At 48.1% G+C, this 17,409-nt stretch carries 18 protein-coding genes; 6 read left to right on the top strand and 12 right to left on the bottom strand.

Annotated elements, in window-relative coordinates; all coding sequences use genetic code 11:
* Positions 1 to 37: 37 nt before the first annotated feature.
* The 5 genes from rodA to H8792_RS02250 all read right to left on the bottom strand — a co-directional run bounded on the left by rodA (position 38) and on the right by H8792_RS02250 (position 5,540).
* Positions 38 to 1,180 (bottom strand): rod shape-determining protein RodA, encoded by a 1,143-nt coding sequence (gene rodA, locus H8792_RS02270; RefSeq protein ID WP_194947522.1) that lies wholly within the window; start codon positions 1,178 to 1,180, stop codon positions 38 to 40.
* On the bottom strand, positions 1,177 to 3,027 hold the full coding sequence (gene mrdA / locus H8792_RS02265; protein ID WP_194947521.1) for a penicillin-binding protein 2: 1,851 nt from the start codon (positions 3,025 to 3,027) through the stop codon (positions 1,177 to 1,179). Before mrdA ends, rodA begins: the two co-directional genes overlap by 4 nt.
* Before the next feature lies 1 nt (position 3,028).
* Positions 3,029 to 3,538 carry a rod shape-determining protein MreD gene (gene mreD / locus H8792_RS02260; protein WP_194947520.1) on the bottom strand — a complete coding sequence of 170 codons (510 nt, stop codon included), beginning with the start codon at positions 3,536 to 3,538 and terminating at the stop codon, positions 3,029 to 3,031.
* On the bottom strand, positions 3,531 to 4,424 hold the full coding sequence (gene mreC, locus H8792_RS02255; protein WP_319557962.1) for a rod shape-determining protein MreC: 894 nt from the start codon (positions 4,422 to 4,424) through the stop codon (positions 3,531 to 3,533). The genes mreD and mreC overlap by 8 nt, the downstream gene beginning before the upstream one ends.
* 69 nt (positions 4,425 to 4,493) lie before the next feature.
* Positions 4,494 to 5,540: a rod shape-determining protein gene (locus tag H8792_RS02250; protein WP_194947519.1), complete on the bottom strand. Its 1,047-nt coding sequence runs from the start codon at positions 5,538 to 5,540 to the stop codon at positions 4,494 to 4,496.
* A 340-nt stretch (positions 5,541 to 5,880) separates the two neighbouring features.
* Here H8792_RS02250 and gatC point away from each other — a divergent pair, with 340 nt between their 5' ends.
* The 5 genes from gatC (at position 5,881) to H8792_RS02225 (ending at position 10,443) form a co-directional block, all read left to right on the top strand.
* Positions 5,881 to 6,168, top strand: a complete 288-nt coding sequence (gatC, locus tag H8792_RS02245; protein WP_194947518.1) for an Asp-tRNA(Asn)/Glu-tRNA(Gln) amidotransferase subunit GatC — start codon at positions 5,881 to 5,883, stop codon at positions 6,166 to 6,168.
* Positions 6,169 to 6,181: 13 nt separating this feature from the next.
* Positions 6,182 to 7,639, top strand: a complete 1,458-nt coding sequence (gene gatA, locus H8792_RS02240) for an Asp-tRNA(Asn)/Glu-tRNA(Gln) amidotransferase subunit GatA (protein ID WP_194947517.1) — start codon at positions 6,182 to 6,184, stop codon at positions 7,637 to 7,639.
* An 18-nt stretch (positions 7,640 to 7,657) separates the two neighbouring features.
* Positions 7,658 to 9,091 carry an Asp-tRNA(Asn)/Glu-tRNA(Gln) amidotransferase subunit GatB gene (gatB, locus tag H8792_RS02235; protein WP_194947516.1) on the top strand — a complete coding sequence of 478 codons (1,434 nt, stop codon included), beginning with the start codon at positions 7,658 to 7,660 and terminating at the stop codon, positions 9,089 to 9,091.
* 216 nt (positions 9,092 to 9,307) lie between these two features.
* Entirely contained in the window at positions 9,308 to 10,207 is a 900-nt protein-coding gene (htpX, locus tag H8792_RS02230) for a protease HtpX (RefSeq protein WP_194947515.1), read from the top strand.
* 86 nt (positions 10,208 to 10,293) lie between these two features.
* Positions 10,294 to 10,443 (top strand): hypothetical protein, encoded by a 150-nt coding sequence (locus H8792_RS02225; RefSeq protein ID WP_194947514.1) that lies wholly within the window; start codon positions 10,294 to 10,296, stop codon positions 10,441 to 10,443.
* 762 nt (positions 10,444 to 11,205) lie between these two features.
* Here H8792_RS02225 and trpB read toward each other — a convergent pair.
* The 5 genes from trpB to exbB form a co-directional block, all read right to left on the bottom strand.
* On the bottom strand, positions 11,206 to 12,402 hold the full coding sequence (trpB, locus tag H8792_RS02220) for a tryptophan synthase subunit beta (RefSeq protein ID WP_194947513.1): 1,197 nt from the start codon (positions 12,400 to 12,402) through the stop codon (positions 11,206 to 11,208).
* 182 nt (positions 12,403 to 12,584) lie between these two features.
* Positions 12,585 to 13,022 (bottom strand): SufE family protein, encoded by a 438-nt coding sequence (locus H8792_RS02215; RefSeq protein ID WP_194947512.1) that lies wholly within the window; start codon positions 13,020 to 13,022, stop codon positions 12,585 to 12,587.
* A 96-nt stretch (positions 13,023 to 13,118) separates the two neighbouring features.
* Positions 13,119 to 13,949 (bottom strand): energy transducer TonB, encoded by an 831-nt coding sequence (locus H8792_RS02210; protein ID WP_194947511.1) that lies wholly within the window; start codon positions 13,947 to 13,949, stop codon positions 13,119 to 13,121.
* Between the two features lie 12 nt (positions 13,950 to 13,961).
* Positions 13,962 to 14,342: an ExbD/TolR family protein gene (locus tag H8792_RS02205; RefSeq protein ID WP_194947510.1), complete on the bottom strand. Its 381-nt coding sequence runs from the start codon at positions 14,340 to 14,342 to the stop codon at positions 13,962 to 13,964.
* Positions 14,343 to 14,351: 9 nt separating this feature from the next.
* Positions 14,352 to 14,786, bottom strand: coding sequence for a TonB-system energizer ExbB (gene exbB / locus H8792_RS02200; RefSeq protein ID WP_194947635.1), 435 nt, complete (start codon positions 14,784 to 14,786; stop codon positions 14,352 to 14,354).
* A gap of 233 nt (positions 14,787 to 15,019) precedes the next feature.
* Between exbB and H8792_RS02195 the strand changes: the two genes are divergently transcribed.
* Positions 15,020 to 16,018 carry an MBL fold metallo-hydrolase gene (locus tag H8792_RS02195; RefSeq protein ID WP_194947509.1) on the top strand — a complete coding sequence of 333 codons (999 nt, stop codon included), beginning with the start codon at positions 15,020 to 15,022 and terminating at the stop codon, positions 16,016 to 16,018.
* A gap of 88 nt (positions 16,019 to 16,106) precedes the next feature.
* Here the strand turns inward: H8792_RS02195 and serB are convergent, their stop codons facing one another.
* Together serB and H8792_RS02185 are read right to left on the bottom strand one after the other, a co-directional pair.
* Complete coding sequence (gene serB / locus H8792_RS02190) at positions 16,107 to 16,937, bottom strand: phosphoserine phosphatase SerB (protein WP_194947508.1); 831 nt, start codon at positions 16,935 to 16,937, stop codon at positions 16,107 to 16,109.
* Entirely contained in the window at positions 16,934 to 17,344 is a 411-nt protein-coding gene (locus H8792_RS02185) for an RDD family protein (protein ID WP_194947507.1), read from the bottom strand. The genes serB and H8792_RS02185 overlap by 4 nt, the downstream gene beginning before the upstream one ends.
* Positions 17,345 to 17,409 lie beyond the last annotated feature (65 nt).

The raw sequence follows: 17,409 nt of genomic DNA, 5'->3' as shown, positions 1-17,409 counted from the left end.
CGCATAATGACACGAAGTCTTGAAAAATCCGTACTTTTTAACCTTCTGGGTCTTTTGCCGTCAGTAGTTTTTTGTGCGTGTGAATCGACATGAGGATTCCGAAGCTGATCATCAGGGTCACCAGCGAGCTTCCACCGTAGCTAATGAGAGGCAGAGGTAGACCGACCACCGGCAAAAGTCCGCTGACCATACCGATATTGACGAAAGCGTAAACGAACAGTGTCATGGTGAGGCTGGCGGCAATCAGGCGGGTAAAGTTGTCTTGGGCTTGTGACGAGATATACAGTCCGCGGGCGATGACGAAAGTGTATAGCGCCAGTAGCAGAATAACGCCTAAAAGTCCGAACTCTTCGGACAGCACCGAAAAGATGAAGTCAGTGGTACTTTCCGGTAAAAAATCTAGGTGTGCCTGAGTGCTGCCCATAAAGCCTTTGCCTTCCAAGCCGCCGGAACCGATGGCGATTTTGGACTGGATAATATGATAGCCGCTGCCGAGCGGATCGGATTCGGGATTCAGGAAGGTTAGCACCCGCTGTTTTTGATAGGCGTGCATGAATTGCCAGGCGATAGGCGCACTGGCGACAACACCGGCAATGGCCAGTAGAATGACGCGCCAAGGCAGGCCGGCAAAAAAGACGACAAACAGACCGCTCATGGCGATCAGCAGTGAAGTTCCCAGGTCCGGCTGAATAACGATCAATCCGGAAGTGACGCCGATTACGACCAGAGCAACGACAATCCGTTCGAAGCTCGGCGGTAATTTACTATGTGCGAACAGCCAGGCGACCATTAGTGGCAGAACCAGTTTCATCAGTTCCGAGGGCTGGAAGCGGATCGGGCCTATCTCCAGCCAGCGTTGCGCTCCCTTACCGATGTCACCGAAAATCGGTACGGCGATTAACAGGATGAGGCCGAACAGAAACAGCCACGGTGTAAAGATATAAAGCAGGGTTGGCGGGATTTGCGCGAATAGGAACAGCAGACCCAAAGCAAAGCCGATACGCACCAGATGGCGGAAAATGACTGCGTCACTTCCGCCGGAGGCGCTGTAAACCACTGCGGCGCTGGTGGCCAGAAGTAATAAGATTCCAAGCAATAGCCAGCCGTCCAAGTGGAGCAGGTTAAGCACTCCCTTGTTGCGTCGGTATACCTGCTGAGGTCTAGAGGTTGCTATTCTCATGAGGCTTGATCCCCGGAACCGGTTGGTATTTTGGCTTGTTCTTCCAAATAGTGTTTGATTAATTGTACCGCCATCGGCGCGGCGGTTTTACTTCCGCTACCACCGTTTTCGACGATGACGGCGACGGCGATTTTTGGCTTGTCGATTGGCGCAAAACCGATAAACAGCGAGTGGTCATGCAGGGACTTGTCGATTTCGTCGGCATTGTAGTTGGCTTCTTTCAAGCTGAAAACCTGTGCAGTACCGGTTTTCCCCGCCATTTTAAAGCCCAGATCCAACGCATGCTTGTGCGCCGTACCTTTTTTACTGTGCATAACATGGCTCATGGCGGTAATGACTCTTTCCCAGTTATCGATATTTTTAATTTCGATCTGCTCGCTCGGTTCGCTTAACGGCATACGCAACAGGTGGGGTTGCACTACTTTTCCGCGGTTGGCCAATACGGCTGTAGCCTGTGCCAATTGTAGCGGTGTTGCCAGATTATATCCCTGGCCGATAGAGGAAATAATCGTTTCGCCGCGATACCAGGGCTTGCCTTTGGTTTCGCGTTTCCATTCCTGCGACGGTAGAATACCGCGAGATTCACCATATAGGTCGATCCCGGTTCTATGTCCGAATCCAAAAGGATAAAGTGCATCATGGATATTATCGATCCCCATATCCAGACTCAGCATATAAAAATAGGTGTCGCAGGATTGGGTAATCGCCGCATCCATGTCGACAAAACCGTGTCCGGTGCGCTTCCAGTCACGGTAGCGGTGGTTCTTATATTCAAAATACCCCGGATCATAGATTTTTTTGCTTGGCGAAATAACATTGTTTTCGATTGCACCGAGAGCCACAAACGGCTTGATGGTCGATCCCGGCGGATACTGTCCGTTGATGACGCGGTTGATGAACGGTCGGTTCGGATTGTTTAGCAGATCGCGATAGGTGTCGTGGGCAATACCATCGACAAACAGGTTGGGGTCGAAAGTCGGCATGCTGACATAAGCCAGAACTTCACCGTTTTGTGGATCCAGGGCTACCAGACCGCCACGTTTCTGGGTAAAGAGCGATTCGGCGTATTGCTGCAGTTTGATATCCAGAGTCAGATGGATGTCCTGGCCGGGAATCGCTGGAAGGGTTTCCAGCTTGCGTAATACGCGTCCGCGAGCGTTGGTTTCAACTTGCTGTACGCCCGGCTGACCGTGGAGAATCGGTTCGTAGTATTTTTCGATACCGGATTTGCCGATGATATCGGTTCCGCGATAGAGTGCCGGGTCGAGTTTTTGTAATTCTTTCTGATTTATGCGACCGACATAGCCAAGGGCATGGACTGCATGTTCGTGGAATGGATAGACACGTTTCAGTCGGGCGCTCAGGGTTACGCCCGGAAACTGGTAGCCGATAACCGCATATTCTGCGGCTTGTTGTTCATCAAGTGTGAAAGGCAGGGTATAGGGTTTGACTCGATTGCCCTGCTTGAAGCGTTTGAAGAATTTGTCCATGCTTTCCGGATCGACTTCTGGCATCAGCTTCTGTAAAGCCTGTTGTACCGCATCGATGTCGGTCATCTTCTCGCGGATCATTTTGATGGCGTACACTGGCTGATTGTCGGCAAGCAAGACATGGTTCCGGTCATAAATTTTACCGCGCGTCGGTGGCAGAATTTCGATGGAAATACGGTTGCCTTCGGCTAAACCGTGGTAGCGATCGAAGTTATACCATTGCAGATAAGCCATGCGTCCGATCAGAAATAGAAACAGAACCAGGACAAAGCCCAAGGCGAAGTAGAGGCGGAATCTTAATAGACGTTTCTGCTGTAAGCGTTCCTGATCACTGTGGAACTCGAGGTGCTCAGTCATTTTATTCGCTGCTCTCGGTCGCCTGGAAAGTGCCTTGTCGCAGAAGGAAAGCCAGAATCGGCCAGATAATAATGGCACTTAACGGCATCAGCCAATAGGAAATAGCGTCGTTCTGATTCAGAACCGGCGAAAAGAAAATAAAGCTGATAACTTGGTATACAAGCAGATAGAAACTGATGAAAAAGCCTTGTTGCAGAGCGGTATAACCCTTAAAGCGTCCGCGTTGCCGCAACATCATAAAGGTTAGGCTGACATAAATTAATGCATGACTGCCGAGGGTCGTTTGATAGAGTCCGTCGCACATCAGGCCGAGAATAAAGGCGCTGGTGATATAGGTGCGATCCAGAAAGTGTCCGCTCCAGTAGAGAAGAATCAGCAAGGTAAACGGCGGTAAAAACAGCAGGGTTTCGCCGTACAGATTCATGCTGTCGGCGATCAGGGCAAGAAAGAAGGTAAGCAGAATCAATCCGCGGATCTGCGCAGTACGAATGTATATGAATTTACTAGTCATTCGACTCGTCCTGTTCTTTCGGTTGATTTACCTTTGCAGGTTGTTGCACTTCCTGAATCGGTTGCTGATTTTGGCTTTCGTTTGAAGCGGCCGTGTTTTCTTCTTCCTCTTTCTCAGGTTTCCCGAGAATCAGAACCTTATGGGTTTGATGCAGTTGGGCAATCGGCAGAGCTGAGATGGTCAGGTAAGGGTTTTCTCTTCTGGCCTCAACCTTGGATACTCTGGCTACCGGATAGCCTTGTGGAAAAACGCCGCCAAGTCCGGAGCTTTCCAAAATGTCGCCGACTTTGACTTCACTATTATAAGGAATGAAATTTAATTGCATCAGGTCGTGACCTTTTCCGGTCAGAATCCCTCTTTGCGCCGTGCGTTGAATCCGCACCGGAATCTGGTGGTCCGGGTCAGTGATCAATAAAGCTCGCGAGCTGCTCGGGGTCGTTTGTACAATCTGCCCCATAATACCGTTGGCATCAATAACGGTCTGCTGATTTTCAACGCCGTCTTTCTGGCCTTTGTTCAAAGTGACAAATTGCGCCAAAGGGTTATTGCTATAGAAGGAGATGTTGGCGATTTGCACCGATTGGTCATTCATCTTTCCGGTTGTTCCCAGCAGGGCTTCGAGGCGGTGAACTTCCATTTGTAAATTGGCAAGCTGCTGCTGTTTGGCTTTAAGAAGCAGGAGTTCGGTATTGAGTTGTTGATTTTCCAGTAGCAGCTTGTTGCGGGTGCTGTACTCGGAAGCCATCGATTGATACAGATGCTGCGGGTAGGTGGCGATACGTTCGATCGGATTCAAAGCGGTTAGCAGGGCACCACGAACGCTACCCATAATATGGCCGTAGTGATCGGCTGCCATAACGGTAACGGCCAGAATGAAGGCAACCACAAAGTGGATGCCTTCCTGTTCAGGGGTGGTGGCCTTCAGGCTAATGGTCGTCTCCTCGGCGCGTCTTCATCAGTCGAAAGAGAAGACGTCAACTCCTTTTTCGTCCATCAGTTCCAAAGCACGTCCGCCGCCGCGAGCAACGCAGGTTAGAGGATCGTCCGCCAGGATAACCGGAATACCAGTCTCTTCGGATAATAGAGTGTTGATATTGCGCAATAGCGCACCGCCGCCGGTTAGAACGATACCGTGCTCGGCGATGTCGGCACCCAGTTCAGGAGGTGTGTTTTCCAATGCGGTTTTAATCGAGCTGGTGATTGCCGCCAGAGGTTCTTGCAGCGCTTCATAGATTTCGTTGCTGTTCAGAGTAAAGCGGCGAGGAACCGTCTCGGCGATATTGCAGCCGTGTACTTCCATGGTGAGCGGCTCGACTTCGTGAGTCGCGGTTCCGATGGTTTTTTTGATGCGTTCGGCAGTCGATTCACCAATTACCATGCCGTAGTTGCGGCGGATGTAACGCATAATCGATTCGTCGAAACGATCGCCACCAACTTTTACAGAGTCGGACCAGACGATGCCGTTCAATGACAAGGTTGCAACTTCGGTCGTACCACCGCCGATATCAACCACCATCGAGCCTGTTGGATCGCTGACCGGCATACCAGCACCGATTGCTGCGGCCATAGGCTCTTCGATCAGATAAACTTCACGGGCACCTGCGCCGGCGGCTGATTCACGAATCGCGCGGCGTTCAACCTGGGTTGAACCGCAAGGAACACAGACCAGAACGCGCGGACTTGGCTGGAAAAATTTTGCTTCATGTACTTTACGGATAAAGGCTTGCAGCATTTTCTCGGTGACTTCAAAGTCGGCGATGACCCCGTCTCTTAAAGGGCGGATGGTTTCAATGTCCTTGTTCTCTTTACCAAGCATTAATTTAGCGTTCTCACCCACTGCGATAATGGCTCGCGAGCCACTGCCGCGGTGGTTGTTACGGATGGAAACCACGGATGGTTCGTTTAAAACCATACCTTTACCGCGTACATAAATTAGAGTGTTTGCGGTACCCAAATCAATGGATAGGTCGTTGGAGAAAAGTCCCATTAGTTTGCGAAACATTGAATACGGTCCTTAAGGATTTTGGGCTAAAAAAGAATCCGAACATTTTAACTGAATTCCAGGTGGGGGAGAAGCATAAATATTTATGCACGCTAAAAAAATCTATGGTCAGAAATTCAGAAGATTAATGCAGAAAGTGCAAATGGAAATTTACTTGAATTCGCGCTTTTCTCTTTAGTGGAAATCATAAATATGGTAATTTATATGGTTAAATTTTATTTAGTGGAATGGCGTCTAAAACCTTCGGATATTTACCGAGAATTTGCATTTTCGGGCTTTGGAAAAGCCATTGAGAGTGGTTTTTACACTATCCGGGCCAGTCAGACATAAGGAGTCGTGAGTGTCTATAGGAAAAAGCGAAGTCGAATACATTTCGCGTTTGGCGATGATTGATGTCGCAGAGAATGAAGTGGAGCAAGTCTCCGCAAAATTATCAAAAGTGCTTGATCTGTTTGCACAGATGGAAGCGGTCAATACCGAAGGCGTTGAACCTATGGCGCATCCGCACGACGTTCAACAACGCCTGCGAGCCGACGAAATTACCGAAACCGATCAGCATGAAAAATTGCAATCGGTTGCTCCGGCGACAGCCAAAGATATGTATCTTGTTCCGCAAGTAATTGAATGATAAGAGAAAAATAATGTTACACACTCTAAGCGTAAAACAGATGAGCGAAAAGCTCCATGCGGGCGAGATCAGCAGTGTTGAACTGACTCTGCATTACCTGGATCGAATTTCAAAATATGATCCGGAATTGAATGCTTATGTGACGGTTACGCCGGAACTGGCGTTGGAAATGGCGCGTGAAGCGGATGAGCGTTTGAAAAATGGTACCGCCGGCATTCTGACCGGCATTCCTGTCGCGCATAAGGATATTTTCTGTACCGACGGTGTGAAGACCTCTTGTTCGTCAAAAATGTTGGATAACTTTATTGCGCCTTACGACGCACATGTCGTGACTTTGTTGAAAAAAGCCGGTATGCCGATTCTGGGTAAGACCAATATGGACGAATTTGCGATGGGTTCTTCATCGGAAAGTTCTTACTACGGCCCGACTAAAAATCCATGGGACTTGAATGCGGTTCCGGGTGGTTCATCCGGTGGAGCGGCAGCGGTGATCGCGGCCAATCTGGCGCCTATGGCGACCGGAACAGACACTGGGGGGTCGATTCGTCAGCCAGCGTCTTTCTGCGGTATTACCGGCATTAAGCCGACATACGGAACGGTTTCGCGTTTCGGGATTATTGCCTACGCTTCAAGTTTCGATCAGGCCGGGCCTATGACCCGTTCGGCGGAAGAGTCGGCGTGGATGCTGAATGCAATGAGCGAATTCGATCAGCGTGACTCAACCTGTCTGGAAATGGAGCGTCCTGATTTTGCTGCGAGCCTTGGAGATTCTCTAGACGGTCTGAAAGTGGGTGTGCCTGCCGAGTATTTCGGTGAAGGTCTGGACCCGGAAGTGGAAAAAATCGTTAAGGATGCGATTGCTGAAATCGAAAAACTGGGAGCGACCACTGTTTCGGTGAGTCTTCCAAATAAAGACCTGGCGGTACCTTCTTACTATGTTTTGGCTCCGGCTGAAGCGTCGTCTAACCTGTCACGCTATGATGGTGTACGTTTCGGTTACCGTTGCGAAAATCCAGCCGACCTTCAAGACCTTTATAAGCGTTCGCGTGCCGAAGGGTTCGGTGCCGAAGTGAAGCGCCGTATTATGGTTGGTGCCTATGCACTTTCCGCGGGTTACTACGATGCTTACTATCTGAAAGCTCAACGTCTACGCCGTATGGTGCGTGATGATTTTACTAACGCTTTCGAGCAGTGTGATGTGATTATGGGGCCGGTTGCGCCAACTCCAGCGTTCAATATCGGCGAGAAAACCGATGACCCAACCAGTATGTACCTGGCTGACCTTTATACTATTCCGGTGAACCTGGGAGGCTTCCCAGGAATGTCTGTTCCTGCCGGTTTTGCTAAGGGGCGTCCGGTTGGATTGCACATTGTTGGTCCTTATTTCTCAGAAGCGAAGCTACTGAATATCGGGCACCAATTCCAACAAGTGACTGACTGGCATAAGCAAGTGCCGGCACAGTACCAATAAGCGCAGGGAGAGAATTTAATGAGTTGGGAAGTTGTAATCGGTCTTGAGATTCACGCTCAGTTGACCACCAAATCTAAAATCTTTTCCGGCGCCTCAATCGCTTATGGCGCGGCTCCAAATAGCCAAGCGTGTGCGATCGATCTGGGGATGCCAGGCATGCTGCCGGTGGTAAACCACGCGGTTATCGGTAAAGGGATTGCATTGGGTATCGCTTTGAATGCGGAACTTGGCAAGAAACAGGTCTTTGACCGTAAAAACTATTTCTATCCGGATTTGCCGAAAGGTTATCAGACTACGCAGATGGATTATCCGATCGTCGGCAAGGGGTATCTGGATATTGATGTCGACGGTGAAACCAAGCGTATTGGTGTGACCCGTGCGCACTTGGAAGAAGATGCCGGTAAATCTAACCACGGTATCGTTCCGGGCATGACGGGGATTGACTTGAACCGTGCCGGTACGCCGCTATTGGAAATCGTTTCCGAGCCGGATCTGTCTTCGGCGCAGGAAGCGGTGGCTTATGCGCGTAAAATGCACGAACTGGTTACCTTTTTGGGTATTTGTGACGGTAATATGCAGGAAGGTTCTTTCCGTGTCGATTCCAACGTTTCTGTGCGTCGTCCGGGCGAGCCGCTAGGAACGCGTGCCGAGCTGAAAAACATCAACTCGTTCCGCTTTATAGAAAAAGCGATCGAGTTCGAAATCGAGCGCCAGATCGATCTGATCGAAAGCGGCGGCAAAGTGGTTCAGGAAACGCGTCTTTACGATTCGGAAACCAATACGACTCGTTCAATGCGTACCAAAGAAGAAGCCAACGACTATCGTTACTTCCCTTGTCCGGATCTATTGCCGGTACGTATTACCGACGAAGATATCGACGCGGTTAAAGTAACGATGCCGGAACTTCCGGATGCCAAGCGTGCCCGTTATGTTGCCGAGCTGGGTCTTAGTGAATATGATGCAGGTGTATTGACTTCTTCACGCGCTATGGCGGAATACTTTGAGTCACTATATAAGCACACAGGTTCTAAGGATGCGAAAGTCTGCGCCAACTGGATTACTTCTGATTTGGCAGGTGCCTTGAATAAAGCCGGTTTGGATATTTCTGAATCACCAATCACTGAAGAAATGTTGGCGGGTATGATTACGCGTATCCTGGATGACACTATTTCCGGTAAGATTGCCAAGCAGGTGTTCGATGCCATGTGGAATGGTGAAGGTTCTGCCGACGAAATCATCGAAGCGAAAGGCTTGAAGCAGATTACCGACAGCGGTGCTATCGAAGCGCTGGTTGACGAAGTGCTGGCGGCGAATCCTTCTCAGGTCGAAGCCTATAAAGGCGGGCAAGAGAAGATGCTTGGTTACTTTGTCGGTCAGGTCATGAAAGCGTCCGGCGGTCAGGCCAACCCGGGACAGGTGAATAAGATTCTAAAAGAGAAGCTCTCTTCTTGAAATAGAACTTAGTGTCCTTAATTAAAAGCGGAGCAAGTCTCCGCTTTTTTGTGCTTGTCATTTAGGGTTGCTATTTAGATTTATTGAGATAATCTGAATAGATACATTAAATGAAAATTAAAACTTGAAAGGTTATAAAAAAACCTTATATTACTCATATAGAAAACTTTGTAACCCAGTAAATCTCTACGTAATCTCTATTTAGGAGAAGGAAACATGTTAAAACGTGTCGGTCTGTTTTTATTGATGAACGCCGCGGTTCTTGCCGTTGCGATGATCACATTGAATATCCTTGGGGTTGGTAACTATATGCAAGGTACCAGCCTGAATTTGAATAACCTGTTTATGTTTGCTTTGGTCTTCGGTTTTGCCGGATCTTTTATCTCTTTGGCGATGTCCAAATGGATGGCAAAAATGGCGACCGGCGCACAAGTGATCGAAACTCCTCGCAATGCCGACGAGCAGTGGTTACTTGAAACGGTTCGTCGTCAGGCGGAAAAAGCCGGAATCAAAACGCCTGAAGTCGCGATTTACGATGCTCCTGAACCAAACGCCTTTGCAACCGGTATGAGAAAAAACAACTCGATGGTTGCGGTTTCAACCGGCTTGTTGCGCTTTATGCAGCGTAACGAAGTTGAAGCGGTTCTGGGGCACGAAGTTGCTCACGTCGCTAACGGTGACATGGTGACTATGGCGTTGCTGCAAGGTGTGTTGAACACTTTCGTTATCTTCTTCGCGAAAATCGTTGCTTACGTGGTAGACCGCGTAGTATTGAAGAATGAGCAGGAAGGTCACAGTCTGGCGTTTATCGTAACCGATATCGTTGCACAGATTCTGTTTGGTATTCTGGCGAGTATTGTGGCAATGTGGTTCTCGCGTTACCGTGAATTCCACGCCGATAACGGCGGTGCTTACCTTGCCGGCAAAGAGAATATGATTGCAGCACTGAAACGCCTGCAAACCATGCAACCTGGCCACCTTCCTGATCAGATGGCAGCCTTCGGTATCTCTGCCGCACCATCGTCATTCGGTGATCTGTTCAAGTCTCACCCTGACTTGGCTGACCGTATCGCCAAACTTGAGCAAACTTCTCAAGAGCAATTGAAAATCGCGTAATTGATTTAGTTAAAAATCAATTACTCCAAAAACCCCGCAAGGATTTCCTTCGCGGGGTTTTTTGTATGAATTGCTAAGGTGAAATTATGAAGGTGGATACGTCAGAAATAAATGAACGAGTTGAATTTGTAGCAGATGAAAAAGGCGGGATTCAGCCTGTGTTTGAAGCCTTTTATCTGATCTCAGTAATATATTCTGCTTCAAGGTGTTTAGATGCTTTTGAGCGATATTCATAATTGAGTAAAAAGCAAGAAAATGTAGAAGAGCTTGTTAGCTCTGTTCAAGAATCATGTTTGGTTTTGATGGGGGAGAAATATTTCTTTCAGCCTATTTATGAAGAGGTATTCAGGATTTATTCGAAAGCAGTGGAATTTGATAGAAATGGCTGTAGATTGAAATAATTTTCTTCTAGTGGCTTTGCTCTTTTCTTGCATGCTCAAGAAAAGAACCAAAAGAAGGGCACCCTCCGTCCCATTCGCGCGTGATTTCTAAGTTAGAGTTTGGATCGTTGTAACTCCTTCGCGAACACGCTCTATCTAACAAACTCCCCGCGTTTCGAACTTTTGACGCTAGGAAATCACAATCGCTCTTTTCAAGAGGAGGTTTATTTCCCTGTCTTTGGTATTTGCGAGATTAAACGGAATTTTGAAGAGTGAAAGGAAGCCTAAGTAATTTAATGGGTTATTTAAGATGTTTTTTAGGGTATAAATAAATCAAATTAGTGGTTATTGAATATTGCTATATAGTGTCGTTTTTTAATTTTAAGCGGGTATTAAGAAATGTCTAACAAGATTCCAGAACGTTCTTCAAAAGGTAAAATGCTAGTTAAATATACTGCGATTGGCGCATTATTAGCGTTTGCTCCGGTGATGCTGTTTACGCAAATCCTAATGCCTGTAATGTCAGTACAGTAAAATTCCACTTACTTACAATGAAAAAACGCCGTGGTGATTAAATTCAGCACGGCGTTTTTTATTGGGAAAGTAGAGAGTTAAGATTTAATCTCCTACACCAAAATTATCAACCACATAGTCGATATCTTTGTCCCCACGCCCCGACAGGTTAATCAGAATAGTGGCGCCGGGATTTTCTTTGCCATATTTCATTGCCCAGGCGACGGCATGCGAACTTTCCAGTGCAGGAATAATACCTTCCAGACGTGAAAGTTTGTAGAAGGCGTCCAGAGTTTCATCATCGGTTACCGCGTGATAATTGACCTTGCCGATGGTTTTCAGATAGGAGTGTTCAGGTCCGACACCAGGGTAGTCCAGTCCGGAGGCGATAGAGTGTACCGGTGCCGGATTGCCTTCCTCATCTTCCAGTAACAGGCATTTAAAGCCGTGGATCATGCCCGGTTTTCCGAAAGTCATGGTTGCCGAGTGTTCGCCGAGATTTGTACCTTTCCCAAGCGGTTCGACGCCGTTTAGGCCGACTTCTGCATCATCGATAAAGCCTGCAAACAGTCCCATCGCATTTGAGCCACCGCCGACACAGGCACCGACCTGATCCGGCAGCTGACCGGTCATTTCCAGGAACTGTTCGCGTGATTCATGACCGACGACCGATTGGAAGTTACGCACCATCAGCGGGAATGGGTGCGGACCGACGACCGATCCAATGGCAAACAGAGCGGTATCCGCCTGCGGGACATAAGATTGGAAAGCGGAGTCCACCGCTTCTTTCAAGCTGCGTCCGCCGAAGGAAACCGGCACAACCGTTGCGCCCAGTAATTTCATGCGGGTGACATTAGGGGCTTCTTTAGCGATATCGATTTCGCCCATATGAATTTCACATTCCATACCAAAATAAGCGGCGGCAGTCGCCAGGGCCACGCCGTGTTGTCCGGCGCCGGTTTCAGCGATCAGTTTGGTTTTGCCCATGTGTTTGGCAAGCAGCGCTTCTGCCATACAGTGGTTTAGCTTATGTGCACCGGAGTGGTTGAGATCTTCGCGTTTCAGGTAAATGTGCGCGCCGACAAGTTTGCTAAGGTTGTGAGCGTAATAGACTGGAGTAGGTCGGCCTTGGTAGTGTTTACGGATGTATTTCAGTTCGTTCAAAAAGTCGGCAGAACGCCCCAGTTCCATATAGGCTTTGTTGATTTCCTCGAAGTGCGGTACCAGCTCCGGCGGTAAAAATGCTCCGCCGAAATCACCAAAATAACCCTCTGCGTTTGGCGCGTTTTTTAAATAGGACATGCCTGATCCTCCGTTTATTTTTTATTAAGAAAATACGTCATTTTTTAGTCGGAAGCTTAAGGATACCCGAAAACTTCGCATAAGGAGCGGCTTGTTAAACGGATTTTTTGAATAGGGCGAAAATATTTTTCACTGAGCCGCGCAGAGAGAAGAAGGAGCGACTCACAAGGAAGTGTCGAAGTCTAGGCAGACAGTCGTTTTTGGCCTTCGGATTGGATGCGCTTGATCATGTGATACAAACCGGTCGAACGGTTTGGAGACAGTTGTTGCAATAAGCCGATCTTACCTAGGAATTCCAGAGGGGCGGTCGCAACTTCCTGCGGGGTGCGGCCGTTATAAACTCTAAGAAGCAGGGCGATCAAACCGGAAACAATCGCTGCGTCACTGCGTGCCTGCATGAAGAGGCGACCTTCGTGCTCATCGATATGAATCCAAACCTGAGACTGGCAGCCGTGAATACGGTTCTCTTCTGTTAGAAAGCTGTCATCCAGCTGCTGTAGCTGTTTACCCATGTCGATCAGGTAACGGTAACGGTCTTTGGGGTTGCTGAAATGGGTAAAGCGTTTTACTAGGTCGGCTTGAACCTCTTCAATGGTTTGTAACGGAATTTGATAATTCACAATGGTGCCCTGCTAAAAAATTTTGCATAGTGTAACAAAATTTATCTCGTCAGAGGAGTGAGTCAAAAACACAACCCTATGAATTGTAGGGGATTTTTATCGCAGGTGGTAATTGACCGGAACGCTGATAACCCAGGTTTCCCGCTGAATTTCCTGTGGGAAAGCTTTGAAACGCATTGCCATCTTCTCTTTAAAGATTTTTAACGCAGCCTCATCCAGCACCTTTTTACCGGAAGAACCGATGACTTTAAGCTGGGTGATTTTGCCGGATTTGCTGAGAGTGAACTTAATCATAACGTCTCCTTCCCAGTGACGGCGTTTAGCCTGTCGAGGGTAGGTATCCTGCGCATAGCGTATGATCGCTCTTCTTAATTCGTTTAAGTAGGCGTGTTCGGCTTCCTGTTTCTGTTCATCGGAAATGGTCGGTTTAGCCTGAGCGATCGGAGCAGTGGTTACGGGCTTTGCCTGCTGCACGGGCTTTGTTATTACAGGTTCCGCTGCAACCGGTGTCGGTGGTGCTTCTACCACAGGTTCAGCCACCTGAGTCGGTTCAGAAATTGGCTCCGGCTTTGGTTTAGGCTCTGGCTTTGGTTTAGGCTCTGGCTTCGGTTTAGGCTCCGGCTTCGGTTTAGGCTCCGGCTTCGGTTTAGGCTCCGGCTTTGGTTTAGCTTCCGGCTTTGGTTTAGCTTCCGGCTTTGGTTTAGCTTCCGGCTTCGGTTTAGGCTCCGGTTTAGCTTCCGGCTTCGGTTTAGCTTCCGGTTTTGGTTGTGGTGGAGCCGGTTGAAACATTTGCAGTGAAACCGCTACGACTTGCGCCTCAGGAGTTTTGCTTTGCGGTTTGCTCTGCATAAGCCAAAACAGGCCGAGGAAGACCAATGCATAGATCAGCGCAGCGAGGATAAAGGCGAGGACGGAGTGGCTTTTCATAATAGAAAGAGGTTATTTCGACTCGGTCAGAATAGTTAGATTATTTAGCTCTTGGCCTTTTAACAGATCGACGACTTTGACGAATTCACCAAATTTGGCCTCGCGATCGACTTGCAGTGTTAAAGCCTGGCTTTTGTCGAGTTGCGTGAGTTTTTGTTCCAGTTCGGCAAAGCTGATCGCGTTTTCAGCGACAAAAATGCGATTATTTTTATCGATGCTGATGGATAGAGGGTCCTTTTCCGGCGGTGTATAGCTTTGGGTGTGCTCCGTATCGGGCAGGGTGATGTCCAGGTGATCCTTAACGATAAAACTGGCCGTTGTCAGGACGATAGCCAGCAAGACCAGCATGACATCGATCAGCGGGATGACATTGATGCTGTCAAAACGTTTCATCTGATTGGCCTATTTCTCTGCAGACGGGTAGTCGGCACGGTAGAGTGCATTGATCACGTCGATTTTTCTCATCAGACCGTTGTAGGCCATAATGCTTGGGATCGCGATGGCGATGCCGGCAGCGGTCGCTTTTAGTGCCAGTGCCAGACCAAGCATAATGGCCCCGGTATCGATGCTGTGCCCCTGACCCAGATCATAGAAAGTGATCAGGATTCCCAGAACGGTTCCCAATAGTCCGACATAAGGCGCATTGGCTCCGATGGTCGAGAGGGTTGTCAGGTTATGAGTCAAAGCGATATTGAGTTTTTCCGGATGAGTGTACTCCTGCAGGCGGATGCGGCGATAGAAGAACAGGCGTTCCAGAGTGATCCACAGGGCGATGAAGCCCATTAGGCCAAGTAGTCCGAATACGGCGAAATCGAGGTAGGCTTTTAAAAATTCCATAGGGGTATTAACAATTTTTAATTTCAAATTTTTCCTATTGTAATGAGTTTATATGAAGGAAATCATAAAAAAGTATTGAGAGGTTCCATCTTTTTTGCACATTAAGATAGCTGGCCATGCATGGTTTCCGTTACGGAAAGATGATAGAATCTTGAAGCTTTTACGTTGCGCCTCGATCCTTTTAATTTCAAGGGCTTGGCTCGATACTTTGTTAATACAGTTGGGAGAATCGAATGAATCGTCGCGATTTTTTTAAATCCGCTTTTTCGATGGGTGTAGGTTTAGTAGGTGCTTCGGCGCTTAAGCCTTTGTATGCAAACGATGAAATGAAAGAGTTCCGCGGTCCGGATGTTCCTGATGTCGACGCGATCAAAGTCAGTGAGCGTTGCTATTCGATCCCGGCAATGGGTCCGCACCCGACGCCTGAAAACTTCGGTATGTTCTCCAATCCGGGCTTTATTGTCACTTCCGAAGGTGTCGTAGTGGTCGATACCGGTAGTTCGGTACAAATCGGTGAAATGATTCTTCGCCAGATTAAGAAAGTCACCGACAAGCCGGTTGTCAAAGTCATCAATACTCACTTTCACGGCGACCACTGGTTGGGTAACCACGCATTTGTTGAAGCGAATCCGAATGTGGAAATCCTTTCGCATCAGGATTGTATTACCACTCTGAAAAACGGTGCCGATAAGTTCTGGTTCGACTTTATGCAGTCGAATACCAATAATAAGATTACCGGTACCGTTATTACGCTGCCTAACAAGACGTTTGCCGGCGGTGAAGAATTCACTCTAGGCGACACGACCTTCAAAATCCACCACTTCGGTAAGGTACATACTTCTTCGGATATCGCGGTGGAAGTGAAAAACGACAAGACGATCTTCATGGGTGATATGGTGATGCGTCGTGTTGCGAACATGGAAGACGGTTCTTATTTGGGATCGATCAAAGCTTTGGATGCGGTTTCCAAAATGGATTTGAAGAACATTATTCCGATGCACGGTACTCCGGATGACATGAAATTGATTCTAGAAGGTAAGGAGTTCATGGAAACGATCTACAACAATGTCGCAGAGTTGTATGATGAAGGTCTATCAGACTTTGAAATGAAGCCGATCATTTCCGAAAAACCGTTTATGCAGAATGTTGCCAGCAAGTGGCCTGGCTATGATTCCGCGATCGGTAAATTTATCGTAGTGGCGATTAAAGAAGTAGAACAGAACATGTTCTAAGAGACGGATATTCCGCCATTTCGTAAATAAAAAACCGCGTGTATCGCGGTTTTTTTATATGTATTTTGTTGTTTAGCGACCGTTTATTTCAGTCAATAAAATCCAGAATGGCATCCAAACCTCGATAGTTTAGAGCGCAGTCGGCTTCGGCTTGAACCGCCGGTTTAGCATGGTAAGCAACGCTTAAACCGGCCTTCTTCATCATGAGCAGGTCGTTCGCGCCATCGCCGACGGCGACGGTCTGCGCAAGATCGATTTGCAGAGTGTCACATAATTCCTGAAGAAAGTCCGCCTTAGCTTGCGCGCCGACGATGCTGCCGACAACGCTTCCGCTTAGCTTATCATCTTCTTCCGCCAGAACATTAGCGCGAGCGAAGTCGATGTTCAATCGCTCTTTCAATCGGTCGGTAAAGAAGGTGAAGCCACCGGAAACCAGAGCGAACTTAATCTGTTGTTTTTTTAAGCCTTTAATCCATTGCTCGGCACCCGGGTTTAGGGTCAGGCGTTCGTCGTATACTCGTTGCAAGGCGTCATATTCCAAGCCCTTTAGTAAGGCAACGCGCTGAGTCAGCGATTCTTCAAAATTCAATTCACCTCGCATAGCCGCTTCGGTGATAGCCGAAACCTGCGGTTTTACCTGAATGAAATCGGCAATTTCGTCAATGCATTCGATGGCAATCAGAGTCGAGTCCATATCGCTGATCATCAGGCCGATTCGGTCGCTCTGGAAGTTCTCCGGCAAAATGTTGATATCCAGCTCGGTCTGTTCGCGCAACTCGCGCAATTTTTCCGTCGACGGAGTCTGTTCCGGAAAAGCGCGGTAATGGTTGTTGTGCTTTTGCAGTTTTCCCAGACTACGTTCCAGAACTTTGCTTTGCTCGAAATTCAGCGTATTGCTGTGGATGATAGTGGTTGTCATAAGCTTCCTTCAGGTTGAACGGCGACTATTTTAGTCTTTGCAAGCCTGTCCTGCAAAAGTTGTTGACCGGGGAGGAATAACCCCACCCAGCCGATAGGGAATAACAGTACGCTGAGCAGAAAGCGCAAGTTGGCATTATGGCGCGTCATTAAGAAATCGTCCTGTCTTCTTAATTGCAATTTCCAGGTTCGCAAGCCTGGAGTTTGTCCGGATTGGGTCCAGAAGTAAGTCAGATACAGGTAAGTGATCGCCAGCAGATAGAGTTGGAAGCCGAGTAGCAGAATCGGGTTTTTCTCAAACTCGCCACCGCCTTGCCAGAGTACGAAAGGGATAGCCGCTCCGAACCAGATGGCGCAGAGAAGAATAAAGTCATAGATTTGCGCAAACAGTATTTTCAGTCCATTCATATGGGGGACGCTTTATAATGTTGGAAAAAAACGGCTTCAGTTTTCCGAGACTTTTGAAGCCCCGT

Source organism: Thiomicrorhabdus heinhorstiae (genome assembly GCF_013391765.2).
Classification (GTDB): Bacteria; Pseudomonadota; Gammaproteobacteria; order Thiomicrospirales; family Thiomicrospiraceae; genus Thiomicrorhabdus; species Thiomicrorhabdus heinhorstiae.
The sequence above is the reverse complement of the archived record's forward strand: the minus strand, read 5'-3'. Positions and strand labels throughout refer to the sequence as shown.